This window comes from Nostoc sp. XA010 (genome assembly GCF_020829625.1).
Taxonomy (GTDB): Bacteria; Cyanobacteriota; Cyanobacteriia; order Cyanobacteriales; family Nostocaceae; genus Nostoc.
The window spans coordinates 40405-58448 of sequence record NZ_JAIVFX010000023.1 but is presented as its reverse complement, the minus strand read 5'-3'; the positions used below and the strand labels follow the sequence as shown (position 1 = coordinate 58448).

The following is an 18044-nucleotide window of genomic DNA, read 5'->3' as shown; positions in this document are numbered from 1 at the left end:
GCATGATTAACCTTGTCCAGACTCTAGAAACTTGCTGGTATCTTTCACCACCTTGGGGTCAAGAGATTCCCCCCTTAGAAGTTTCCCTGTTGGAGAAAGTCTACGTCACTACCACCAAATCTTTCGGTTACTGTTGCGGTGTAGAGTGGTCGGTTAAAGGCTGGAATTATGAGATTGTCTCCGGCAAGGATAATCTAACTGTTTTAGGACGTGAAATCATTGGTACAGGCAACTTACAATTAGTTACCAAAGAAAAACCTGTGTTTGGACTCGGTGAATTAGTCGAGTTTCGGTTTCATGGCGATGGGCCACCGATTCGGATTGTCCAAGGTATTCAACTAATTAACGATTGCTGGTTCTACAGCATCGAATGGATGTCTCCTGCTATATCGGAAAAAGGTAACAAGCTTTTTACCTCTAGAGATTCCATCGCGCGGGTGACTGATTACGATTTGGAGCGGGTGTGGTTATGACAGTGTAGACCTCATATTATCGTGGTGAAATCCGAGGCGAGGCTGTTTCAATTTCCTTGTACCCTCACCTTGGCTGGAAAGGCAAACATCTGCCACTATTCGCCCCAACTCCCGAACTTTTGAAGTGGTGGAAAGCATCAGTCCAGGCAGACGGGGTTTTTCCTCCAGCTTCTTCTACCGCTTGAATCCACACCTCTCGTTGTTGTTGGGGTTCTAGCTTTGTTAATGGGCGTATCTGTCGCTCATTCGTTGGCAGAATTTGTAAACCATTGGTTGACATTTTTTTCGACTTTGAACCATCACTTTTTTGTAAACCATTGGTTGACAAATTTTCCATCACCTTTACAGATGCAATTTTCAGCGCCGCCGCCATGCGTGTGAATCCAAAGCGATGGCTGCGCCAACGCCAAGGGCGAACGCGGCAATATTCCTCAAATGTTTTGTGCGTTGAACGGTATAATTTGCGATCACGTAACTGGGTTAGTGCCTTCCCCGCTTCCACAAACGCGCTCTCCACTTTTCGCTCCAGATTTAGGCGGTAAGCGTAGCCATGCCGCCAGGCTTATCGCTCTGTTCTTCCTCGGTCATCTCTGGAACTTCCACCGCTTCTACATCAACCGTGACTGCGCTTGGATTTTCCGGCTCTTGTGCTGGTTTGAGGGCTGACTTTGGTTTATCGGGAGTTGTGGGGGTGAGTCTTTTGCGCTTGGAGGTTGGTTGGTTGGTTCATGCTACCACCTCCAGACTGTAGGTGGTTGAGACAGTATTGAGTTGTGTCATGATAGGGGAAGAGTTTTCTAATGTATCCCCAGCCTCACGAGAACGTTGGGGTTTTTCATCTATTTCTTATATATTTGCATTTCTTCTTAAATGGGTAAACACAAGAAAAAGCAAAAGAATGTCCCACCGTGGTTGGCGCACGAGAATCTGTTTATCCCTAAAACTGGCCAGCAAATAACTACAGATGCAGGCTGGGAAAAAATATCATTTGATGATGCTGCTAAATTTTTTAGCACCCAAACTATTCAAGATTGGCACGAATCTTTCATTGAAGGGTTTGATGATATCTCTAATTTACTATTCGCACAGGGTGTAGATATCGATTTAGAAGATGAAGCTGCTGTAGATAAATTTTTGGATAATTACAAGCCTCAACATATCAATGTAGTTATAGCTAAAGCTGTCTATAATATTCATTCTTGGGCCAGAGTTCTACTAATTTCCACTCCTGAAGATGAAGAATACTATTTTCACAACCATGAGATTGAAGCAATTCGTTTAGGCATTGGGTTGCGAAGGTATCTAAACTTAGACATTCCAGTAATTAATGATTGTCAAGATGCTGTGAGATATCTGCAAGGTAAATACCCGAACATCGCTTGGCAACCTAGACATTGTGTTTCGGTTGCTCATCGCCTGAAAATTGCTCAAGCCACCAAGGTCTACAACGAACAAACCTGGGATGAGGAGTGGAACGAAGTTCTGGATGAAGAATTAATTGTATCCGCTCAGTAAATCGGGGTAGAAACAAAAAATCAGAATTTAAATTGGGCGATCGCTTACGTTAGGCGCACTTTCACAAAAATACTCTACCGAGTTATTCACATCAATAGAGTATATAAATTTACTATAATCATCTTTTCCAAATTCAGCTTATACTTTGATAACTATTTATACCTCTGTGTAAGTACTGTAAATCTTGCCTACAACAATCATCCCGGAAGAGACAAACTTCCGGCAAAATGTCTCTGATTCGTTGATAAGTTCTTGTATTCTGGGATATCCGTTCTTTGTGGAGAGCCGAATGATTCCTATAGATATGAAACGACTCATTAAAAAAAACCCTAACCCAGTTCGCAAGAAAGCAGAAGTAACCCCACCACCGATTAAACCCATTGAGATGCTTGAGAGCCAAAATATTCCTGAACCAGTAATTGAACCAAATCCACCTGTGTACATTGAAGACTACGTTTCCGAATCCGAATACATTTCTGAACACTATCGCCCCCTACGCTCTGTTGGTAACTCCGGGTGGCAACCATCTGATGTGTGGCGCGAGTTGAGAGTTGATGATTTTTGTCGTGGGTGAGTCAGTATTTAAACAGCACTATGCCTGCGGTTCTTGCTAGCCTACGCTAAAATGTAATGCCTGCATTTTGGAATAGTGGCAATTGAATTACTTGGGTTTGTTTGGCGTTATCCAGATTGGGCAATGCAATTCCTAACAACCTAACTGCGATAAGGCATTGTCTTACTGCGGGTTCTCTGATGATAGTCAGAGAATTTGATTTTTAACGTTAACGTGCATCCCCTTGTGAAGTGCTGCTCTAGCCTCAAAGCATTCCATCACTTGCATCAACAGGAAGATTAGCTAGGAATTAAGCCTTGATTAAGATAAGGTTATACAACAGAGCTTTCACTTGTATAAGTCCATTTTTCAGAGCTAACACCTTTAGGAGCGCTATTGCAGACCCCAGACCCTCCTGAAGTAGGAGACACAGTTTTGATTCTACGTCCTTTCTATGTAACTGGAAAAGTTGGGGTTGTTTGTGGTCGAGAGCCAGACTCAGATGGTCAATCAAGCATACGCTGGCTTATTCAAGTAGATTCAGATGAGGAAAATACTCTAGTGTCACTCAGGCGCAATGAGTTTGAGGTGATTACCCCGAAGTTAGAATAACTTCAGGCTGTTGCCGATGGCTCCTCACCAATTCCCAGTTCCTTCTTACTATGCTTTAACTGTTTCCAAAGTTCCTTAATTTGCTGATAAGCATCTTCTGGGTCAAGCTTACCATTGCTTTCTAAACTGGTGATCATGCCAACTTTTTGAGCAAATTCTTGCAAGTTAGCGTTAAACACTAAGTTTTCTGGTTTAACTTGTCCGTAGTAGCGGCCACGAGGGTAAAGGAATTTATTTTTGTCTTCCTCATGAGACTGGTTCATGACTTTACCTTCCTACTAATAAGTTTTCATAAGAGAATGAATGTCAACCCAGTTTCAACTATCTCCTTAGCCAAATAGCTGCTTGGAAATATAGTTAGCGATTGCTAAAATCATGAGCCTTTCTTTAGTATGACTCATAGTCCCAAATCATCAAATATAAAGTGAAGAATTTTAGTCATTTAGCTTTTTGACTGACAGATGGCCTTGCCATGAAGCTAAAAATAGCTCAAGAGTCGAATCTCATTCAGACTGCTGAAGCGTTAGAAAATCAACTAGCCCAATTACAACAAGAATTGGGAGATAATTCAGACACACAATTGCAATCATTGATGAGCTTGTGAAATGCTTACAATGGTAACTGAGATTCGCGGCATAACGGCTGCGGTCAAAGGTTGCTAAAAACTCGAACTCAGCACGAGCGGCTTTCTTCAATCCGCTACACTGCAATTGTTAGACATCAGAAATGAACAAACTAACACTTTTACTATCATCAGATAGTTTAATCATTCGCTCAAAGCTTAGTCCTAGTTTTTTGAGCAGCTTTGCTGAACCATAATTGTCCGGTGTAGTGATAGCGACAATACGAGTTAAGCCGAAGGTTCTTCTCCCATACCTCATGACAGCAGAAGCAGATTCATAGGCGTATCCTTTTCCCCGGAACTGAGGAAGAAAGGCAAACCCAACATCCACATCCTCCAAGGAGTCTCTTTTTATCAAACCACAAATTCCAATTGAGACGCTCTTCCCCTTTAGCTCAACCAAATACAGCCCGAAGCCGAGACGCTCGTACATAGCAACCGGATTCTTCAAAATATATTCACGAGCATCATCAAGAGTTCTCACACCTTTATCACCAATAAAGCGCAACCACAAAGGGTCATTCAATATCTCAAGAATGAACTCGCTATCTTCAACTGTCAGCCGACGAAGGAGTAAACGCTCTGTTTCAAGAACTCTCATTGTCGAACACCAAGTTATTGATGTCTAACTATTTATTATGCTGATTAAATTGCGCTGATTCTGTTCTGACCACTTTTTGCAAGCATCTTTAACGATTTCTATCTCTAAAGGCGATAAAAGCTCATCCCCTTGCCCAGAAGCTATAATTTTAGCCAGGCAATGAGTTATTCATCTCAATAGAATATATAAATTTATTCGACTGAACCCATTGAGATTCCTAAGAGCCAAAATATTCCTGAACCAGTTATCTAACTAATAATTTGGCATAACAGATACTGAAGAACCAAAATTATTAAACCTTAATGCTCCTAACAAATTTTCTAGCTTGCTTAAGGTTTCATTAAGTTATAGAGTTAAATATAGTACTTGAATGAAAGTCTATATCCAGAGTAGTTAGTCAATTTCACCTTTGTGTAAAGAGTGAATAAATATTAGATGCAATTGTATGAAGATAAGATTTACTAAATTCAATTGGCAATACTTGCTGATTATACACTTCTTGCAAGGCTCACTCCAATTGCGCTTTGCTTAACAATATTTACAAAAGATACAAGCTCCCTTCAAATGTTCTAAAGTTCATATAAATGATTTATCAGTGAAGTTTTGGGCTACAAGTAAATACTCTGGGGAGGGATGTGCTAAAAATGGTTTTACGGCAAGTATGCTGTGGTTAACATCTATATATTTGTTAAGTATTGCACAAGGCATTTAAAGTCTAGATAATTCATTAAATTTGAGCAATAGAGCAAGTCATGAACAAAAAATGGGCTATCAAACGAATCACAATAAATCTTGCATCAACTGAAAGCGAAAAACTTGAAAAATATTGTGCAAGTACAGGTAGACCTGCAACTGATGTGATTCGGGAGTTGATACGCTCTCTCACAATAACCGAGTTCTCAGCGTCTGAACAGACTACACCTACCCTAAAATATGATGTTCCCATTCTGAAATAGTGGCAATTGAATCACCTGGGTTTGTTTAGTGTTATCCAAATTAGATACAGCGCTTCCGGCTATTATGCAATACAGTTTTTCTCTTTGCCCTCTCATATCAAAGCTTTCAGATTTGGGGATGTACCTCATAGCTGCCGTAAGTGCTGTAAGGAAATGCCCAGCAACCTAATGCTGCGATTCTCCAAATCAATCGACTCAAACAGCGCTTTGGCTATCTCAAAAATCGTAGATAGTTCACTGATGGGAGCAAGCATTGTCCTACTGCGGGTTATCTGATGATAGTCAGAAAACTTGACTTTTAGGGTTAATGTGTGTCCTCGTGTTTCGTGCTGGTCTAACCGTTGCTCGACGATTTGGGCAATCTGTTCGAGTTCTTGCAACATCTGGCTGATATCACTTAAGTCCTGTGCAAACAAGGTTTCTGCACCAACTGACTTGAGCCACGCACATATAATATTTAAGGAAGCGAATTTGGGGCTATTTTGGCGCAATCCAGCATTTGATAATGAGATACATTCGATTTAAGTAAGTTAGAAATGCGCTCTACTTCATTCGGAGGTATATTTTTTCCATATTTCTGTGTTACTGCTTCCACCTCTCGTTTCCAAGATGGTGAAATTTGCTCACATTTTCGCTTCCTTTGACTTATCGCCTCAGTTTCCAAATAATTTTGATATGCTTCAGTGCTGAAATATGCGATCGCACAAGCGGCGACCGTCCCCAACACTAGCCAAATTGACGCTTCTTTCATAGTACGATCACCTCTTGCCCTCTTGATATAATAAAATCAGCCTCTTTTGCCGTGACATTCAGGCTATAAACCAAAGTCCACGGTGACTTTGCGCGGGGGAATAGCTAACCGCGCCTTAAGCTTTTAGTGTCATTCAGTCAGACTCGCGATCGTTTACCACCCCAAAGGGGCAGTAGCCCCAAACGCACTTGGAGGTTATCAAAATGATGACAGATAACAGTCCCCAAGTCACGACACCTCAAGAATACGCTCTTTCAAATCAGCCCCAGTGTGAATGCCGAGCGAGTGCATTTTAGCCACAGTCACCTTTTTAATCCCGTGAAACTTCTCAATCGCTAGCTGTTCTACAAAGGCGTAGACGCTTGCGGCTTGTCGTAGACATCGCATCTTCCGGTAAAATCACCGTTAGTCCATTCGGCTTATTCTGTCCTGATGCCATTTTTGCTAGGAACTTGTTAATTGACACACCCGCAGTTGCCGTCAGCTGAGTTTCCTGGAAAATTGCAGTTTTGATATGTCTTGCAATAGTAGAAGCGTAGGTGATATTCTGCTTGTTCTCAGTAACGTCCAAATATGCTTCGTCTAGTGCAACTCCTTCCACTAAATCACTGTAGCGTTTAAAGATAGCGTGGATTGCAGCAGAAATCTCTCGGTAAACGTCGAATCTTGGTCTGACAAATATCAGTCCGGGGCATTTTGCAATTGCTGTTACTGACGGCATCGCAGAATAAATCCCAAACTTACGAGTTTCATAACTGGCTGCTGCAACTACGCCTCGTTGATTGGGACTGCCACCGACGACTAACGGTTTGCCTCGGTAGCTAGGGTTGTCCCTCTGTTCTACCGATGCGTAGAAGGCATCCATATCAACGTGAATTATTTTTCTCACTTGCAAGCAGAGTGAAGCATTAGGAAGTTAAGCTAACCGGTGCTTAATAAAATACTATATTACCAGTTTTGTAGTACATTAGCACTACTTGTTCCCAATACCATATCTGCATTACTTCCCACCTGGCTATGTGACCAGTCGGTGCGGCATCCCATCATCGCCCCTTCAACACATCACGTTGTTCACCCAAAGATTTTTTGAAGTTAGCGAGGAGTATACGGCAGAAATTACATAAGCATGGCTATCAAGTTGTCGAAATGCCGATTAAGCAATTCTTGGATGAAGACCATCACATGAATGGTATGGAACTCGAAGATGGCACTGTCATCTAGCTAGAAGCTGGACTCATTTCAATGGGGTCGAAGTATCACGCTGATTATCTGGATAAATTCAATCTAGAAAAGCAGGGTGAAAACTTAGTCACTGATAAGATACAGCAGTTATCAATTTAACCCGGAACAGGTGAAAGCTGCCCAATAATAAGGGTGAGAGAAAGGTTTAGACTCTCCACAAAAAGATTCCAAATCTTTTTTTGCTTGATAAATCCGGTTTCCGATTTGGGCATACTTTTTATATTCTTCATTGCGTTGCTGATACATTTGAGAATCTTGTGGATGAATATCCCGTTCTTCTTGAGTTTTTTTACGCAGCGTGTAGGTTTCCTTACCTTTCTGCGTCAAAAAAGAACTTAACTTAGATTTGTAAATGGTGGTAAGAGTTTCACCTGTAAGGGTATGCAGTTCAAATTGAGCTTGTCTAATTGATTGCAGTCGTTTGTTTCCCTGATGTCGGGATTGATAGTAAAATACTGAAAAGAGTGCTGTTGCCAAGTCATCTACTGCCCAGAGTGTACTGATAACACTTCTCGCGCCAGCACAAAGAAAACCTATTGAAAGAGTGAGAATATCGTCGGTTATTTCAGCCACACCTAAACCGGTTTCGCAGCAAGAGAGAAATACATCTTCTAACTGAGGAGTGCGCCAACCTGGAGTTAATAATTGACCTAAAGTAATCTGTCCATCTGCTAAACTTAATGCCGATTCTAAAGGATTATCAAGACGCGATCGCGCATGATGACTAGAATGAATTACTTGGACTTTTTGTATCAGTTGACGATAGTTGCTGACACTAGCTTCTTGACTACCTTTTAAACGTTGATTATCAGGAATATCATACAAATTTGCTAGTTGTCCTCCTTCCCAACTAGCGTAGGGTAAATCTTCAGTAGCATCTTCAACAATACCGTAGTTCATAAGACTACTGACTGAGGGACGGTTGTGACAAAATTCTAAAATTTGGCAGCTAGGAACGTAACGAATTAAAAATTTATCTCCCAGATATTGACTTTCTGCTATTGGTAAAGCAGCAAAAGGAATTTGATGTAATGCTAGATGAGGAACAAGAATCAATTCATCAATATTTTTTAGATGTTGTGCAATTAAATCATTTAACTTTAAGACTTCAGCTAGTTCTGCTATTAAAAAACTAAATTGCTCTTTCCAAGTATCCTTGTTATTAATATATTGCTGTAACCAGGGGGTTAAAATCGATTTGTTTAAAGTTTTAAGTCCCAATCCAGTACAAGTGTGCAAATTAATTTGATTCTGCCGGATGATAAAAATATGGGTATCATTCGAGGTAGTATAAAAGCTCAGGATAGCTGTTGTAGGTAGTTTAATTAGCTGCTGTATCGATGACAAATTCATGGGGCTTACTTGAATTTGACCAGCCAGAACAGGATCTAGGCGACGCATTTGTTCCCAAATTTGCTGTTTTTCAGCTTCTAAATCTGCAATAGTTTCGTTATAAGATTCGATAGCAGCCCGACTATGTGGGCTTTTACCGAGGTTATTACCATCCAAGTTACTGCTATTATAATGGTGTCTTAGTTCATTATCAATTTGCCGTTGTATAGCTTCAAAATCTTGTAAATACTGTTGAATTTCGGTAGGAATTTCCCCATCTGAATAAAGGTCATTACTTGCCATTAAATCTACGAGTCGTTTTGAGCGAGAACGTTCGACATATTCAATAGCTTTATTCAGTTGTTTATTATTAATACAAGCTTGCACCATATTTTCATAAACATGGAGAGAATCAGCTAAGATTTCTTGACGACGTGATTCTGAACTTGCCCAAGTGCGACTGGTTTCTACAGCTTCAATTGCCACACTATAGCCCCTAATCGCTTCAGCCCAATCACCAATGTTAAAAGCTGTGTTTCCCAGCATTTGTCCTGCTTTTAGGCAATCTGCGGGAAAAGCTGTGGGAGTGAATACCTTTAAACATGAACGATAAGAGGTAATTGCTGCTTCTATCTGCTGTTGTTGTAAGAAGACATTTCCTAGATTCAGATGAGTCATAGCCCACTGTCGAGGATATTCTTCTTTCGTTAAAACTTGTAAAGCTCCTTTATGAGCAGCGATCGCCTTTTCTAAATTTTCGCTCCTATCCCCATGAATTCGGTGAAGATAGGCATTAGCCAAATTCATGTGTACTTCTGCCCAACCTTGGCGGAAGGCTTCTTTTGTGTAGACTTGTAAAGCAGATTGATTAGCAGCGATCGCTATTTCCACATTTTCTGCTGCATCACCTCTGAGTCTGTGACGATAGGCAGATGCCAGATTCATTTGAGTTTGCGCCCAAAGTTCTGGGAAGTCTTCACGAGTACGAATGGAAAGAGCATTTTGATAACAAGCGATCGCTTTTTCTAAATTCTCAGCTTTGTCACCGAGAATGCGATCGCGGTAAACAATACCTAGATTATTTTGGATTTTTCCCCATCCTTCAGGAGATTGATCGCGAGTGAAAACCTGCATCGCAGCTTCACCAGCCTTAATCGCTAGTTCTGCATTCTCTACTTGATCGCCACGAATCCGATAGCCATAAGCAATGACCAAATTACTATGAATTTCTGCCCATTCTTCAGGAAACTTTTCACGGTTACAGAATTGTAAAGCATTGTGTAAGTAAGAAAGGGATTTCTCCAGGTTTTCTGCTTGCTCACCTTTTATTCGACGGTGGTAAACATTGCCCAACCAGAATTGACACATCCCCCATGCTTCTCTTAAAGCTTTGCCAGTCAAAATTTTAGAAGCAATTTCATACCCTGTAATGGCAATCTCTAAGTTATTGGCTTGATTACCGTGTCGAAATTCTTTAATTAGAAGGCTTAAACCTATAAGACTGGCAGCAATATCTTTTGCATACTCTGGTGCTACTTCAGATAACATAGCTTCTGTCTTTAATCGCAATACATTAGCAAAACGTTCATCGAGTTTGTGTTTGTTTGCTTCTAGTAAGGGGTATAATTCTTGAAAGTTTTCTTGTTTTTCTAATATTCCTTCAAATAGCTGAATATACAATAGTTCGCAGATCGCATCTTGAATGTTTTCCCATTGTTCATGGAAATCTTTTTTGGTATAAATAGTAGCGGCTACCTCATAACCTGTGGCAGCAATTCTTAAGTTAATTGCTTTATCGCCTTGTGGAAACCCCCGAATCAGATTACTAAAACTTAAAATAGTTGTAGCAATTTGAAGAGATTGCCCTGATGGTATGTGTCCGAAAACATCCTCAAGCTTTTGTAAGTCTTGAACAAATTGTTCATCTAATTTCTTCAGGTTATTTTCTAGTATTTGATATACAGCTTGCGATTCTCCATTGCTTTCAGCAGTTACTTGTAATACCTGTCCGAGGAATTGGGAATTTGAGTAAATTTGTTGAAATTCATCACTATCTAAGAGATTTAAAATCTTTTGAGAACCAGAACGTTCTGCATATTCCCTGGCTTTATCCCGTTCCCCATTGGTGATGCAAAAGACCACCATATTTGTGTAGGCAAATATCTCTTCAGGAATCTGTTGCTTCTGGACAACAGCCCCAGCCCAATGACGGCTTTGTTCAACAGCTTCAATGGCAACAGCATAACCTTCAAAAGCTTCTGCTTTCATGCCAGCAGCCAAGGCTGTTTTACCTAAACTTAATCCAGTTTCTATGCAATCTCTAGGAAAATCGGTGGGAGTGAAGACTTGCAAAGCAGCACGAAGACAGTCAAGCGCGGATTTCTCACAAAATCTGAAAAAAAGGGATCAAAAGCTGCGAAAATGTATATATAGCAAGCATTTCAGCAGTTATAAAGCATGACCCCAGCTTTGACAGATCGTATACAAAAACAGTTCAGATTTGAACAGCCAAAGTCACCTCCAATCGTAGTTAATTTCCAGGGTGGGCAAGTAACATCTGATGCAGGTTTAAGCCTAATTGCTGAAATAGATAGAAAACTAAAAATCACATCACAGTTTGCACTATGTTTCCAAGATTACCGCCAGCAAAATAGAATTGACCATTCAATAGAAGACTTAATTAAACAAAGAATCTACGGGTTGGTCATGGGATACGAAGATTTAAATGACCATGAAGAATTACGTCATGATCCGATGTTTACTCTATCATTAGGAAAAAGAATTGGAGTACAAGATAAGCCTGCAACATTAGCAGGGAAGAGTACATTAAATAGGCTGGAACATTGTCCCGAAGATGTAGAACAAGGATCTGACAGTCGTTATCATAAAATTGGACATTCTTCAGAAGAAATTGAAAGCCTATTTGTAAATATATTTCTAAAATCTTACTCAAAAGAACCACGAAAAATTATTTTGGACTTAGATGTAACTGATGATTTAGTACACGGCAATCAGGAGCAAGTTTTCTTCAATACCTATTATGGAGGATATTGCTATGCTCCACTTTATATTTTTTGTGGTAAACACTTATTAGCAGCCAAACTTCGTCCTTCTAATGTAGATCCAGCGTTTGGGGCGTTAGAAGAGTTGCAGAGAGTCATTAAACAAATACGTCAACATTGGCAGAATGTTGAGATTTTAGTACGAGGAGATAGTGCCTATTCCAGAGACGATATCATGACATGGTGTGAGTCGCTCCCTGGAGTTGACTACGTTTTTGGATTGGCGCGAAACAGCCGTTTAATTCAAATGGCTACGGCGACTCAAAATAGAGCAAAGCTTGAGTTTGAGCAGAAGTTATCAACAGTAGCTTCATTCTTAGAAGCTGTATTTAAACCAAATGAACAAATTTCCGAACTTGCTTGTGACCTGATTGATAACTCAATTTGGCACAAGTCGTTAGACTATCAGACTCGTGAATCTTGGAGTCGTAGTCGTCGTGTTGTTTGTAAGGTTGAATATGGAATAAAGGGAAATAATATTCGTTTTGTTGTTACAAGTCTTCCTACCAATAAAGTACCCCCTGGTCAACTATACAGACAAAAATATTGTAAGCGAGGGGAGATGGAAAATCGCTTTAAGGAACAACAGCTAAAACTTTTTAGTGATAGAACTAGTACTCATACATTTGCGGGAAATCAACTACGTTTATGGTTCTCTTCTCTTGCTTATGTTTTGATGAATGCATTGCGGTCACAATGTTTAGCCAAAACCGAATTAAAAAATTCTCAAGTTGGGACTATTCGGACAAAATTATTGAAGTTAGGAGCCTTAATTACTATAAGCTCACGGCGAACTTTAATTGCGATTACTAGCTCAAGTCCTGTAAAACATATCTTTGCTGCTGCTTACAGATGCTTAAAAATGCTCTCGAATACCGCTTAATTTCAAGTCAAGCAGCATTTCACATTCTCTCTAATAATATTTTTGGCTTGGTTTGATTCAAGCCTTGTTTTGGATGCTTAATTTTATGAACAGAGTGTTTCAATCTCAGTACAAGCAAAAATTTTGGTAACTGTTTTAGCTTGATAATTGTTATTTTGTACTTACTTTGTTTACCATCATAAATTTCAATTGATGATGTATCAAAAAATGTCTTACATCAAGCGATGTGAATTGATTTTTTATTGTTTGTGAGAAATTTCGGTCAAGCGCCTCAGTAATTTGACTAGCTTCATAATAGGCATTTCCCAGATTGCTTTTTGCTCTTGCCCATCGTTCAGGATAATCAGAAATGCTATAAACTTCTAAAGCGTTAATATATGCTGAAATCGCCTTTTCTAGATTCTTTTGTTTATTGCCTATAATCCTTTGAGTGTAGGCAGTACCAAGGGTAAATTGGCTACTAGCCCAATAATAGGGCGATGCCGAACGGGTACGTACTTGTAGCGCGACTTGATAACAAGCGATCGCCTTTTCTAAATTTTGTGCCTTATCACCTTGAATTCTACAAAGGTATGCATTCCCCAAATTATTTTGAAGAGTACCCCAAAGTTCAGGAAGTTGAGCGCGGTTAACAATTTTTAAAGCAGTTTCATAGCAAGAAATTGACTTTTCGATATTTTCAGCTTTGTGTCCTGTAATCCTGTCTGTATAAAGAAGTCCGAGATTATTTTGAATCGTCGCCCACTTTTCGGAAAAATCGTCGCGGGTGTAAATCAGTAGGGCATTATTACAAACAGCAATTGCCTTTTCTTGGTTATCGGCGCGATGTCCTCGAATTCGATGGCGGTAAGCCGGTGCTAAATTTAATTGGATATCAGCCCAAATTTCTGGGACTATCTCACGAGGAAAAATTTTAGTAGCAGCTTCTAAGCCTGTAATTACAATTTCTAGGTTAATTGCCCTGTTACCTAAAGGAAACTGCCCAAGCAAGGTGCAGAAATCAACAATACACAGTCCTACTAATATTACTTGTTCTGTTATTGAGTCGTTGTTGAGTAGGCTAAAGTTTATCCAGTAATTAAACTGTTCAAGAAAATCATCATTGAGTTTATCTAAGTTAGCTTTAAGTAGAGGGTAAACGGCTTGTGGGTTGCCTTTATTTTGTGCGATCTCCCACAATATTTCACCTAAAAAAGCCGGAGGTCTGATAAGATTATCTGTTGCTGAAGGCTCATCTCTATATAATTCCAGTTCTTCAACTAGCCAATGAGCTAAATTTCTCAAAAAGTAAGCAGAACGAATATCTCCTTGGTTAAACCGGATTTGAGCTACCATTTCCAAAGTTTCTACAAACCCAGCATCAACCAAGTGTGCGTGTTTCCTGAGAATCTTCATTTCCCTGCCACTAGGACAGTTGAGTAGCTGTTTAATCAGCTTGAAATAAGCTTTTTGGCGTTGAGTAAAATCTGGTGATTTTTGATAACCGAATCCTTTAGCCATGACAATTGGATGTTTTGGGTAGTTATATACATCATTCCCAACCGGTCAAACTACGTAACATCTCCCCAAATTTCTGCTAACTTCTCCAATAGCATTTCGGCCAAATCTTGTAATTCGCTATCATCTTGCTGAATTGCTTCACGAGTAGCACCAACAGCGCGAGTATCGACCGCTAATATTTCCCCTCCGGCGTAGCGCCACTCAAATTCATCGCCAGTTCGGTAAAGAAGCTCAAACTGTGCCACAATCTCTGATAAAGGTTTGTTGTCTAATACAGACCGTACTTGTACTGCCACCGAGTCATCAGTTTGCAGAAAAGCGATCGCAACTTCAAGACGAGTAATTTGCTCAAGGAAAGACTCAATCGGCTGGAGTTCTGACACTGCTAGCTGTGCAGGCGGATTCACTTCATCAACGGCTGGTGCAAATCCCAATAGCTGCACTGAATCTAGGCTTTCCTGAAACTGTATGGCTACATAGCCAATCCTATTTTCTATAGTATCTGGTAATAAAATGACAGTTTCTTGGGGTAAAACTGGACGGCATTCTAATGTTCCCACATTTGGAATTACTAAATCAGCTACATTCGACAAAGCTGCTTTTACTGGATTCCAGCAATCTGATGAATTGAAATCTGTTGGTATTTGCAACCATTTTAAATAGCTATGAACTGCGTAAACTGCTAACGCATTCAAATAAACTCGCTTACCTTTTTCTACTGTGCTTTGTTGAGCGGCTAAATATCTTGCTCTAGAATGAATTTCTAAATCTATGGGAACCATTAACAAGGGTGAAGTTGCGCTGTTCATAACGATTGCTCCTGTTTATATCCCAAATCTTCGGCAATTTTTTGAAGTATTGGTTCGCATTTTCTCTTCCAATGCGAATTGACGGTTGTATAAGGAATGCTCAACTCTCGTGCTATATCTGCAACTTTGTCAGGTGGTTCTTTGAGTACACGTCTCTGGCTGAGGAATTGACAATTACACCCAACAGAAGAACCAGAATAACTATTTTTGAGCTTACCTTCGGGATCTTGCTCAATGTAAAGCTCCAAATTTAGACCAATCCGTTGCGTAGTTTTCCTTTGAGAGTTTTCAATTAAACTATCCAAACCACTCAAAGTAAAATTGGGTAGATTATCCAGCAGAGTTATTTCCCCAAAGTCGGAGGCTATGGGAGCATCTAAACTGAGTGGAGCATTTTTATCAGGACAATACAAATCTTTCATTCGCAAGCGAAGGTAGGCGTTGACCCATTTCACCAAACTTTTGGCAACCGAGTTAGAATAAGGCTGAAATTCAGAAATATTATTGCTAACCTTCTCTAAAGTACGGTTTAGGATTTCTGGGTAGTTTTGATGACTAGATTTGGCTAATCCTGGGAGTTGCTGAATTTCTAGTAGTAACCGATTCATGGCAAATCGCCATTTTATGCTGTTAGATGGTTGTTGACGTACCTCTGTAATTAAGGTATTCAACCGTTGATCTAAATCATCCATGCCATTTTTTTCAAAGGTGTGGTTTTGATGATAGACATTATCTCATTTAGGCAGATGCTTACACCAACGATATCCAGAATTTATCGGAAGCATCTTTTGAAAAAATTCAACTAAATGCTATTCATAAGTTCTATTTGTAAGTTCAAAAGTATTTCTATTTTGTGGAGGTAATAGACTGTTACCACGGGAATTATTGCAAGTGAAACAAGCCAAACGCAAATTCGAGAGACTATTAGAGCCGCCCAGACTCTTGGGAACTAAGTGTTCAATAGTTCTTTCGGATTTGGTCATTTGCTTGCTACACCAGCAACAACGGTTTCCATACATTTGTAATAATTGATGTCTCTTGCTACGCCTAGAGGCTGGAGACATATTAGCCATAATTTAACTGCCTGAGTATCAAGGTTTGAAGGTGTTCACTTGTTTAACAGGGCAGTACTAAAAAATGACGCAGAGTTTTTGATTGCGTGGCAAAAAGCAGAAACTATAGCAGTTCTCGTTTGGATGCAACACATCGTAGGGACACAGCAATACTCATTGGTATCAACTTAACCTTAAAAAGGCAGTTAGAACCGCACGCCAGTCGCCTCTCCTATCGGAGACGCTGCGCGAACAAGTCGAGCTAGCCCTTTGCGGGGTTCGCCCACGTCGCTGGCTGGCTCGTCTACACAAACAAAAGCTATCGATCCTGGATTTCAGACAAGGGACTGGTACCGCAATGCGGAATTAAAAATGTATACAGAATAAGCGTTTCATTGATTTGAAATGGGTGATTTACTTTGTCTGGGTGAGTTCTTGTTGATATTCTCTATGTTTACACTGCCACTATTTATCTACAGTTTGTTTGGCAGCCACAAGCACAGGTGCCATCACTTTGGTTAGCTGATTATTTGTTGCATTGATGCATTATTTAATTGTTGTATCAACTTACTCAATCAAACCCAAATGCCGATGGAATGCTTCGACAGCATTCGCCACACCATCTTCACCCCGAATTTTCTCACCCAACTCCTGAGCTTTAGCTTGCATTCCCTCATCACGCAGCACGACTTCAATCGCTGCCGCTAGAGTTTCTTCTGATACCTTTTGGTACGGTATCGGTTGCGGGCTGACTCCCAACCGAGTTAGCTGTTCACCCCAAACTGGCTGGTCTGCAAAGAAGGGTACAGTAATTGATGGTGTCCCTGCACGTAACACTGCCGCCGTTGTACTAGCTCCTCCGTGATGTACTACTGCTGGCACTTGGGGAAACAACCAATCATGAGGAACTTCCTTGATCACAAACACTCGGAGCGAATCTTTTATATTCACTGTTCTTCCAACGTCGCCCCAGCCTGACAATATAATCCCGCCTTGATGTGTTTTCTTTAAGGCTTCTACGATGTAATGTGTGAGATATTCTGGATTGGGCATCGTCATGCTGCCGAACCCAAAACACAAAGGTAATTGCTTTCGTCCAAGAAAATCCTCTAGTTCCAGAGGTGGCTCATATTCGGAGGCTTGCTCAATAAACCAGAAACCAGTCACATACACCCATGCAGGCCAGTCACGGGGTCTTGGGATGACGTGCGAACTAAATCCATACAATACAGGGATTCGTGATACATTCGCCGGAGTCTTCTGTCTGAAGCGTCTGCCCAAATATGGTAAAGGCGGCAATTTCAAAGTTTCTGTTCTGAAGTGATTGAGCAGTGGACGATATCTTTGCCAGTGCAAAAACTCTACTAGTAAGTAGCTGCTATAGTTGATTAATTTCTTTAGGGGGTTTTTAGCTATTTGAGCAAATTTCAAAAACCCAAACATCCCTGTAGGAGTCAACGGTAGAACTGATGCAAAAAAGCAAGGTACGCCTAATTTCTCTGCTATGTGATATCCCCAGTTGGCTAGCGGCGTGTAGATAATCATCTCACTTCCAACACACGCACCCCAAGCTGATTCCAACTGTTGAAGCAAAAGCTTATCTGCTTCTTCTTTTTTCAACTTTTCTCCCGCAATCAATCGCTGCCCTTGTTTGGATTGCAGAAGCTCTTGCATATTGCCAGCGATCGGTGCAAACTTTAAATCGAATTTCCTCACAAAAGATGCAAAGTTTTCGTGTGTTGCGACTGTTACCTGATGCCCCGCACGTCTTAAACCAATACCCAAAGCACAGTATGGTTGCAAGTCTCCTCTTGAACCTACTGTTAGGATCGTAATCTTCAGTTTCCGGCTTGGTGCTATAGGTAGACTTTGGCTCAAATGCTTTTTCCTGCTGAAAACTCCAGTATTCAAAAATTGTACTAATTTACTGTGCCTCTGGGCGATAAACCAATACAGTTGAAATCAGCCTGCTTTTTCGTAACTGTTCCCTTATCTTCACAGAAAAACTTTCTTAACTGAACCACATTGAGCCAATTGCGTAGGCGCAGCCCGTCGTAGACATCGCTGTTGCATTGGTTAAT

Annotated in this window: 22 protein-coding genes; 9 read left to right on the top strand and 13 right to left on the bottom strand. The window is 40.5% G+C overall.

Going from position 1 to position 18044, the window contains the following annotated elements; all coding sequences use genetic code 11:
* Positions 1–2: 2 nt before the first annotated feature.
* On the top strand, positions 3–473 hold the full coding sequence (locus LC608_RS25700) for a DUF1392 family protein (RefSeq protein ID WP_229556276.1): 471 nt from the start codon (positions 3–5) through the stop codon (positions 471–473).
* 64 nt (positions 474–537) lie between these two features.
* On the opposite strand, the gene LC608_RS25695 is transcribed toward LC608_RS25700, so the two are convergent.
* Positions 538–975 (bottom strand): hypothetical protein, encoded by a 438-nt coding sequence (locus tag LC608_RS25695; RefSeq protein WP_229556275.1) that lies wholly within the window; start codon positions 973–975, stop codon positions 538–540.
* Positions 976–1023: 48 nt separating this feature from the next.
* On the opposite strand from LC608_RS25695, the gene LC608_RS25690 reads away from it, so the two are divergent.
* From LC608_RS25690 to LC608_RS25680, 3 genes are all read left to right on the top strand, one after another.
* The gene (locus LC608_RS25690; protein ID WP_229556274.1) at positions 1024–1224 is read left to right on the top strand and encodes a hypothetical protein; all 201 of its coding nucleotides are present in this window, start codon (positions 1024–1026) and stop codon (positions 1222–1224) included.
* A 119-nt stretch (positions 1225–1343) separates the two neighbouring features.
* Entirely contained in the window at positions 1344–1988 is a 645-nt protein-coding gene (locus tag LC608_RS25685; protein ID WP_229556273.1) for a hypothetical protein, read from the top strand.
* Positions 1989–2172: 184 nt separating this feature from the next.
* Positions 2173–2562 carry a hypothetical protein gene (locus LC608_RS25680; protein WP_229556272.1) on the top strand — a complete coding sequence of 130 codons (390 nt, stop codon included), beginning with the start codon at positions 2173–2175 and terminating at the stop codon, positions 2560–2562.
* 140 nt (positions 2563–2702) lie between these two features.
* On the opposite strand, the gene LC608_RS37660 is transcribed toward LC608_RS25680, so the two are convergent.
* Positions 2703–2810: a hypothetical protein gene (locus tag LC608_RS37660; RefSeq protein ID WP_374108449.1), complete on the bottom strand. Its 108-nt coding sequence runs from the start codon at positions 2808–2810 to the stop codon at positions 2703–2705.
* Between the two features lie 127 nt (positions 2811–2937).
* Between LC608_RS37660 and LC608_RS25675 the strand changes: the two genes are divergently transcribed.
* Positions 2938–3153: a hypothetical protein gene (locus LC608_RS25675; RefSeq protein WP_229556271.1), complete on the top strand. Its 216-nt coding sequence runs from the start codon at positions 2938–2940 to the stop codon at positions 3151–3153.
* A 2-nt stretch (positions 3154–3155) separates the two neighbouring features.
* Here the strand turns inward: LC608_RS25675 and LC608_RS25670 are convergent, their stop codons facing one another.
* On the bottom strand, positions 3156–3416 hold the full coding sequence (locus LC608_RS25670; RefSeq protein WP_229556270.1) for a hypothetical protein: 261 nt from the start codon (positions 3414–3416) through the stop codon (positions 3156–3158).
* Positions 3417–3625: 209 nt separating this feature from the next.
* Here LC608_RS25670 and LC608_RS36975 point away from each other — a divergent pair, with 209 nt between their 5' ends.
* Entirely contained in the window at positions 3626–3757 is a 132-nt protein-coding gene (locus tag LC608_RS36975; protein ID WP_267871203.1) for a hypothetical protein, read from the top strand.
* A gap of 109 nt (positions 3758–3866) precedes the next feature.
* Here the strand turns inward: LC608_RS36975 and LC608_RS25665 are convergent, their stop codons facing one another.
* Positions 3867–4376 (bottom strand): GNAT family N-acetyltransferase, encoded by a 510-nt coding sequence (locus LC608_RS25665; protein WP_229556269.1) that lies wholly within the window; start codon positions 4374–4376, stop codon positions 3867–3869.
* Between the two features lie 752 nt (positions 4377–5128).
* On the opposite strand from LC608_RS25665, the gene LC608_RS25660 reads away from it, so the two are divergent.
* Complete coding sequence (locus tag LC608_RS25660) at positions 5129–5332, top strand: CopG family transcriptional regulator (protein ID WP_229556268.1); 204 nt, start codon at positions 5129–5131, stop codon at positions 5330–5332.
* Positions 5333–5457: 125 nt separating this feature from the next.
* On the opposite strand, the gene LC608_RS25655 is transcribed toward LC608_RS25660, so the two are convergent.
* The 3 genes from LC608_RS25655 to dinB all read right to left on the bottom strand — a co-directional run bounded on the left by LC608_RS25655 (position 5458) and on the right by dinB (position 6972).
* Positions 5458–5748: a hypothetical protein gene (locus LC608_RS25655; protein WP_229556267.1), complete on the bottom strand. Its 291-nt coding sequence runs from the start codon at positions 5746–5748 to the stop codon at positions 5458–5460.
* A 41-nt stretch (positions 5749–5789) separates the two neighbouring features.
* Positions 5790–6083 carry a hypothetical protein gene (locus tag LC608_RS25650; protein WP_229556266.1) on the bottom strand — a complete coding sequence of 98 codons (294 nt, stop codon included), beginning with the start codon at positions 6081–6083 and terminating at the stop codon, positions 5790–5792.
* A 328-nt stretch (positions 6084–6411) separates the two neighbouring features.
* Positions 6412–6972, bottom strand: a complete 561-nt coding sequence (gene dinB, locus LC608_RS25645) for a DNA polymerase IV (RefSeq protein WP_229556265.1) — start codon at positions 6970–6972, stop codon at positions 6412–6414.
* A 197-nt stretch (positions 6973–7169) separates the two neighbouring features.
* On the opposite strand from dinB, the gene LC608_RS36970 reads away from it, so the two are divergent.
* Positions 7170–7304, top strand: coding sequence for a hypothetical protein (locus LC608_RS36970; RefSeq protein WP_267871201.1), 135 nt, complete (start codon positions 7170–7172; stop codon positions 7302–7304).
* A 111-nt stretch (positions 7305–7415) separates the two neighbouring features.
* On the opposite strand, the gene LC608_RS25640 is transcribed toward LC608_RS36970, so the two are convergent.
* Positions 7416–11009 carry a CHAT domain-containing tetratricopeptide repeat protein gene (locus LC608_RS25640; protein WP_229556264.1) on the bottom strand — a complete coding sequence of 1198 codons (3594 nt, stop codon included), beginning with the start codon at positions 11007–11009 and terminating at the stop codon, positions 7416–7418.
* 105 nt (positions 11010–11114) lie between these two features.
* Here LC608_RS25640 and LC608_RS25635 point away from each other — a divergent pair, with 105 nt between their 5' ends.
* Positions 11115–12602 (top strand): IS1380 family transposase, encoded by a 1488-nt coding sequence (locus LC608_RS25635; RefSeq protein WP_229556263.1) that lies wholly within the window; start codon positions 11115–11117, stop codon positions 12600–12602.
* 150 nt (positions 12603–12752) lie between these two features.
* Here LC608_RS25635 and LC608_RS25630 read toward each other — a convergent pair whose 3' ends face one another.
* The 5 genes from LC608_RS25630 to LC608_RS25610 all read right to left on the bottom strand — a co-directional run bounded on the left by LC608_RS25630 (position 12753) and on the right by LC608_RS25610 (position 17841).
* The gene (locus LC608_RS25630; RefSeq protein WP_229556262.1) at positions 12753–14102 is read right to left on the bottom strand and encodes a tetratricopeptide repeat protein; all 1350 of its coding nucleotides are present in this window, start codon (positions 14100–14102) and stop codon (positions 12753–12755) included.
* 50 nt (positions 14103–14152) lie between these two features.
* A complete protein-coding gene (locus LC608_RS25625; RefSeq protein ID WP_229556261.1) occupies positions 14153–14911 on the bottom strand; it encodes a DUF1822 family protein in 759 nt (252 codons plus the stop codon).
* On the bottom strand, positions 14908–15603 hold the full coding sequence (locus LC608_RS25620) for a hypothetical protein (protein WP_229556260.1): 696 nt from the start codon (positions 15601–15603) through the stop codon (positions 14908–14910). Before LC608_RS25620 ends, LC608_RS25625 begins: the two co-directional genes overlap by 4 nt.
* Before the next feature lie 117 nt (positions 15604–15720).
* Positions 15721–15930, bottom strand: coding sequence for an HNH endonuclease (locus LC608_RS25615; protein WP_267871209.1), 210 nt, complete (start codon positions 15928–15930; stop codon positions 15721–15723).
* Between the two features lie 600 nt (positions 15931–16530).
* Positions 16531–17841, bottom strand: a complete 1311-nt coding sequence (locus LC608_RS25610; RefSeq protein ID WP_229556258.1) for a glycosyltransferase — start codon at positions 17839–17841, stop codon at positions 16531–16533.
* Positions 17842–18044 lie beyond the last annotated feature (203 nt).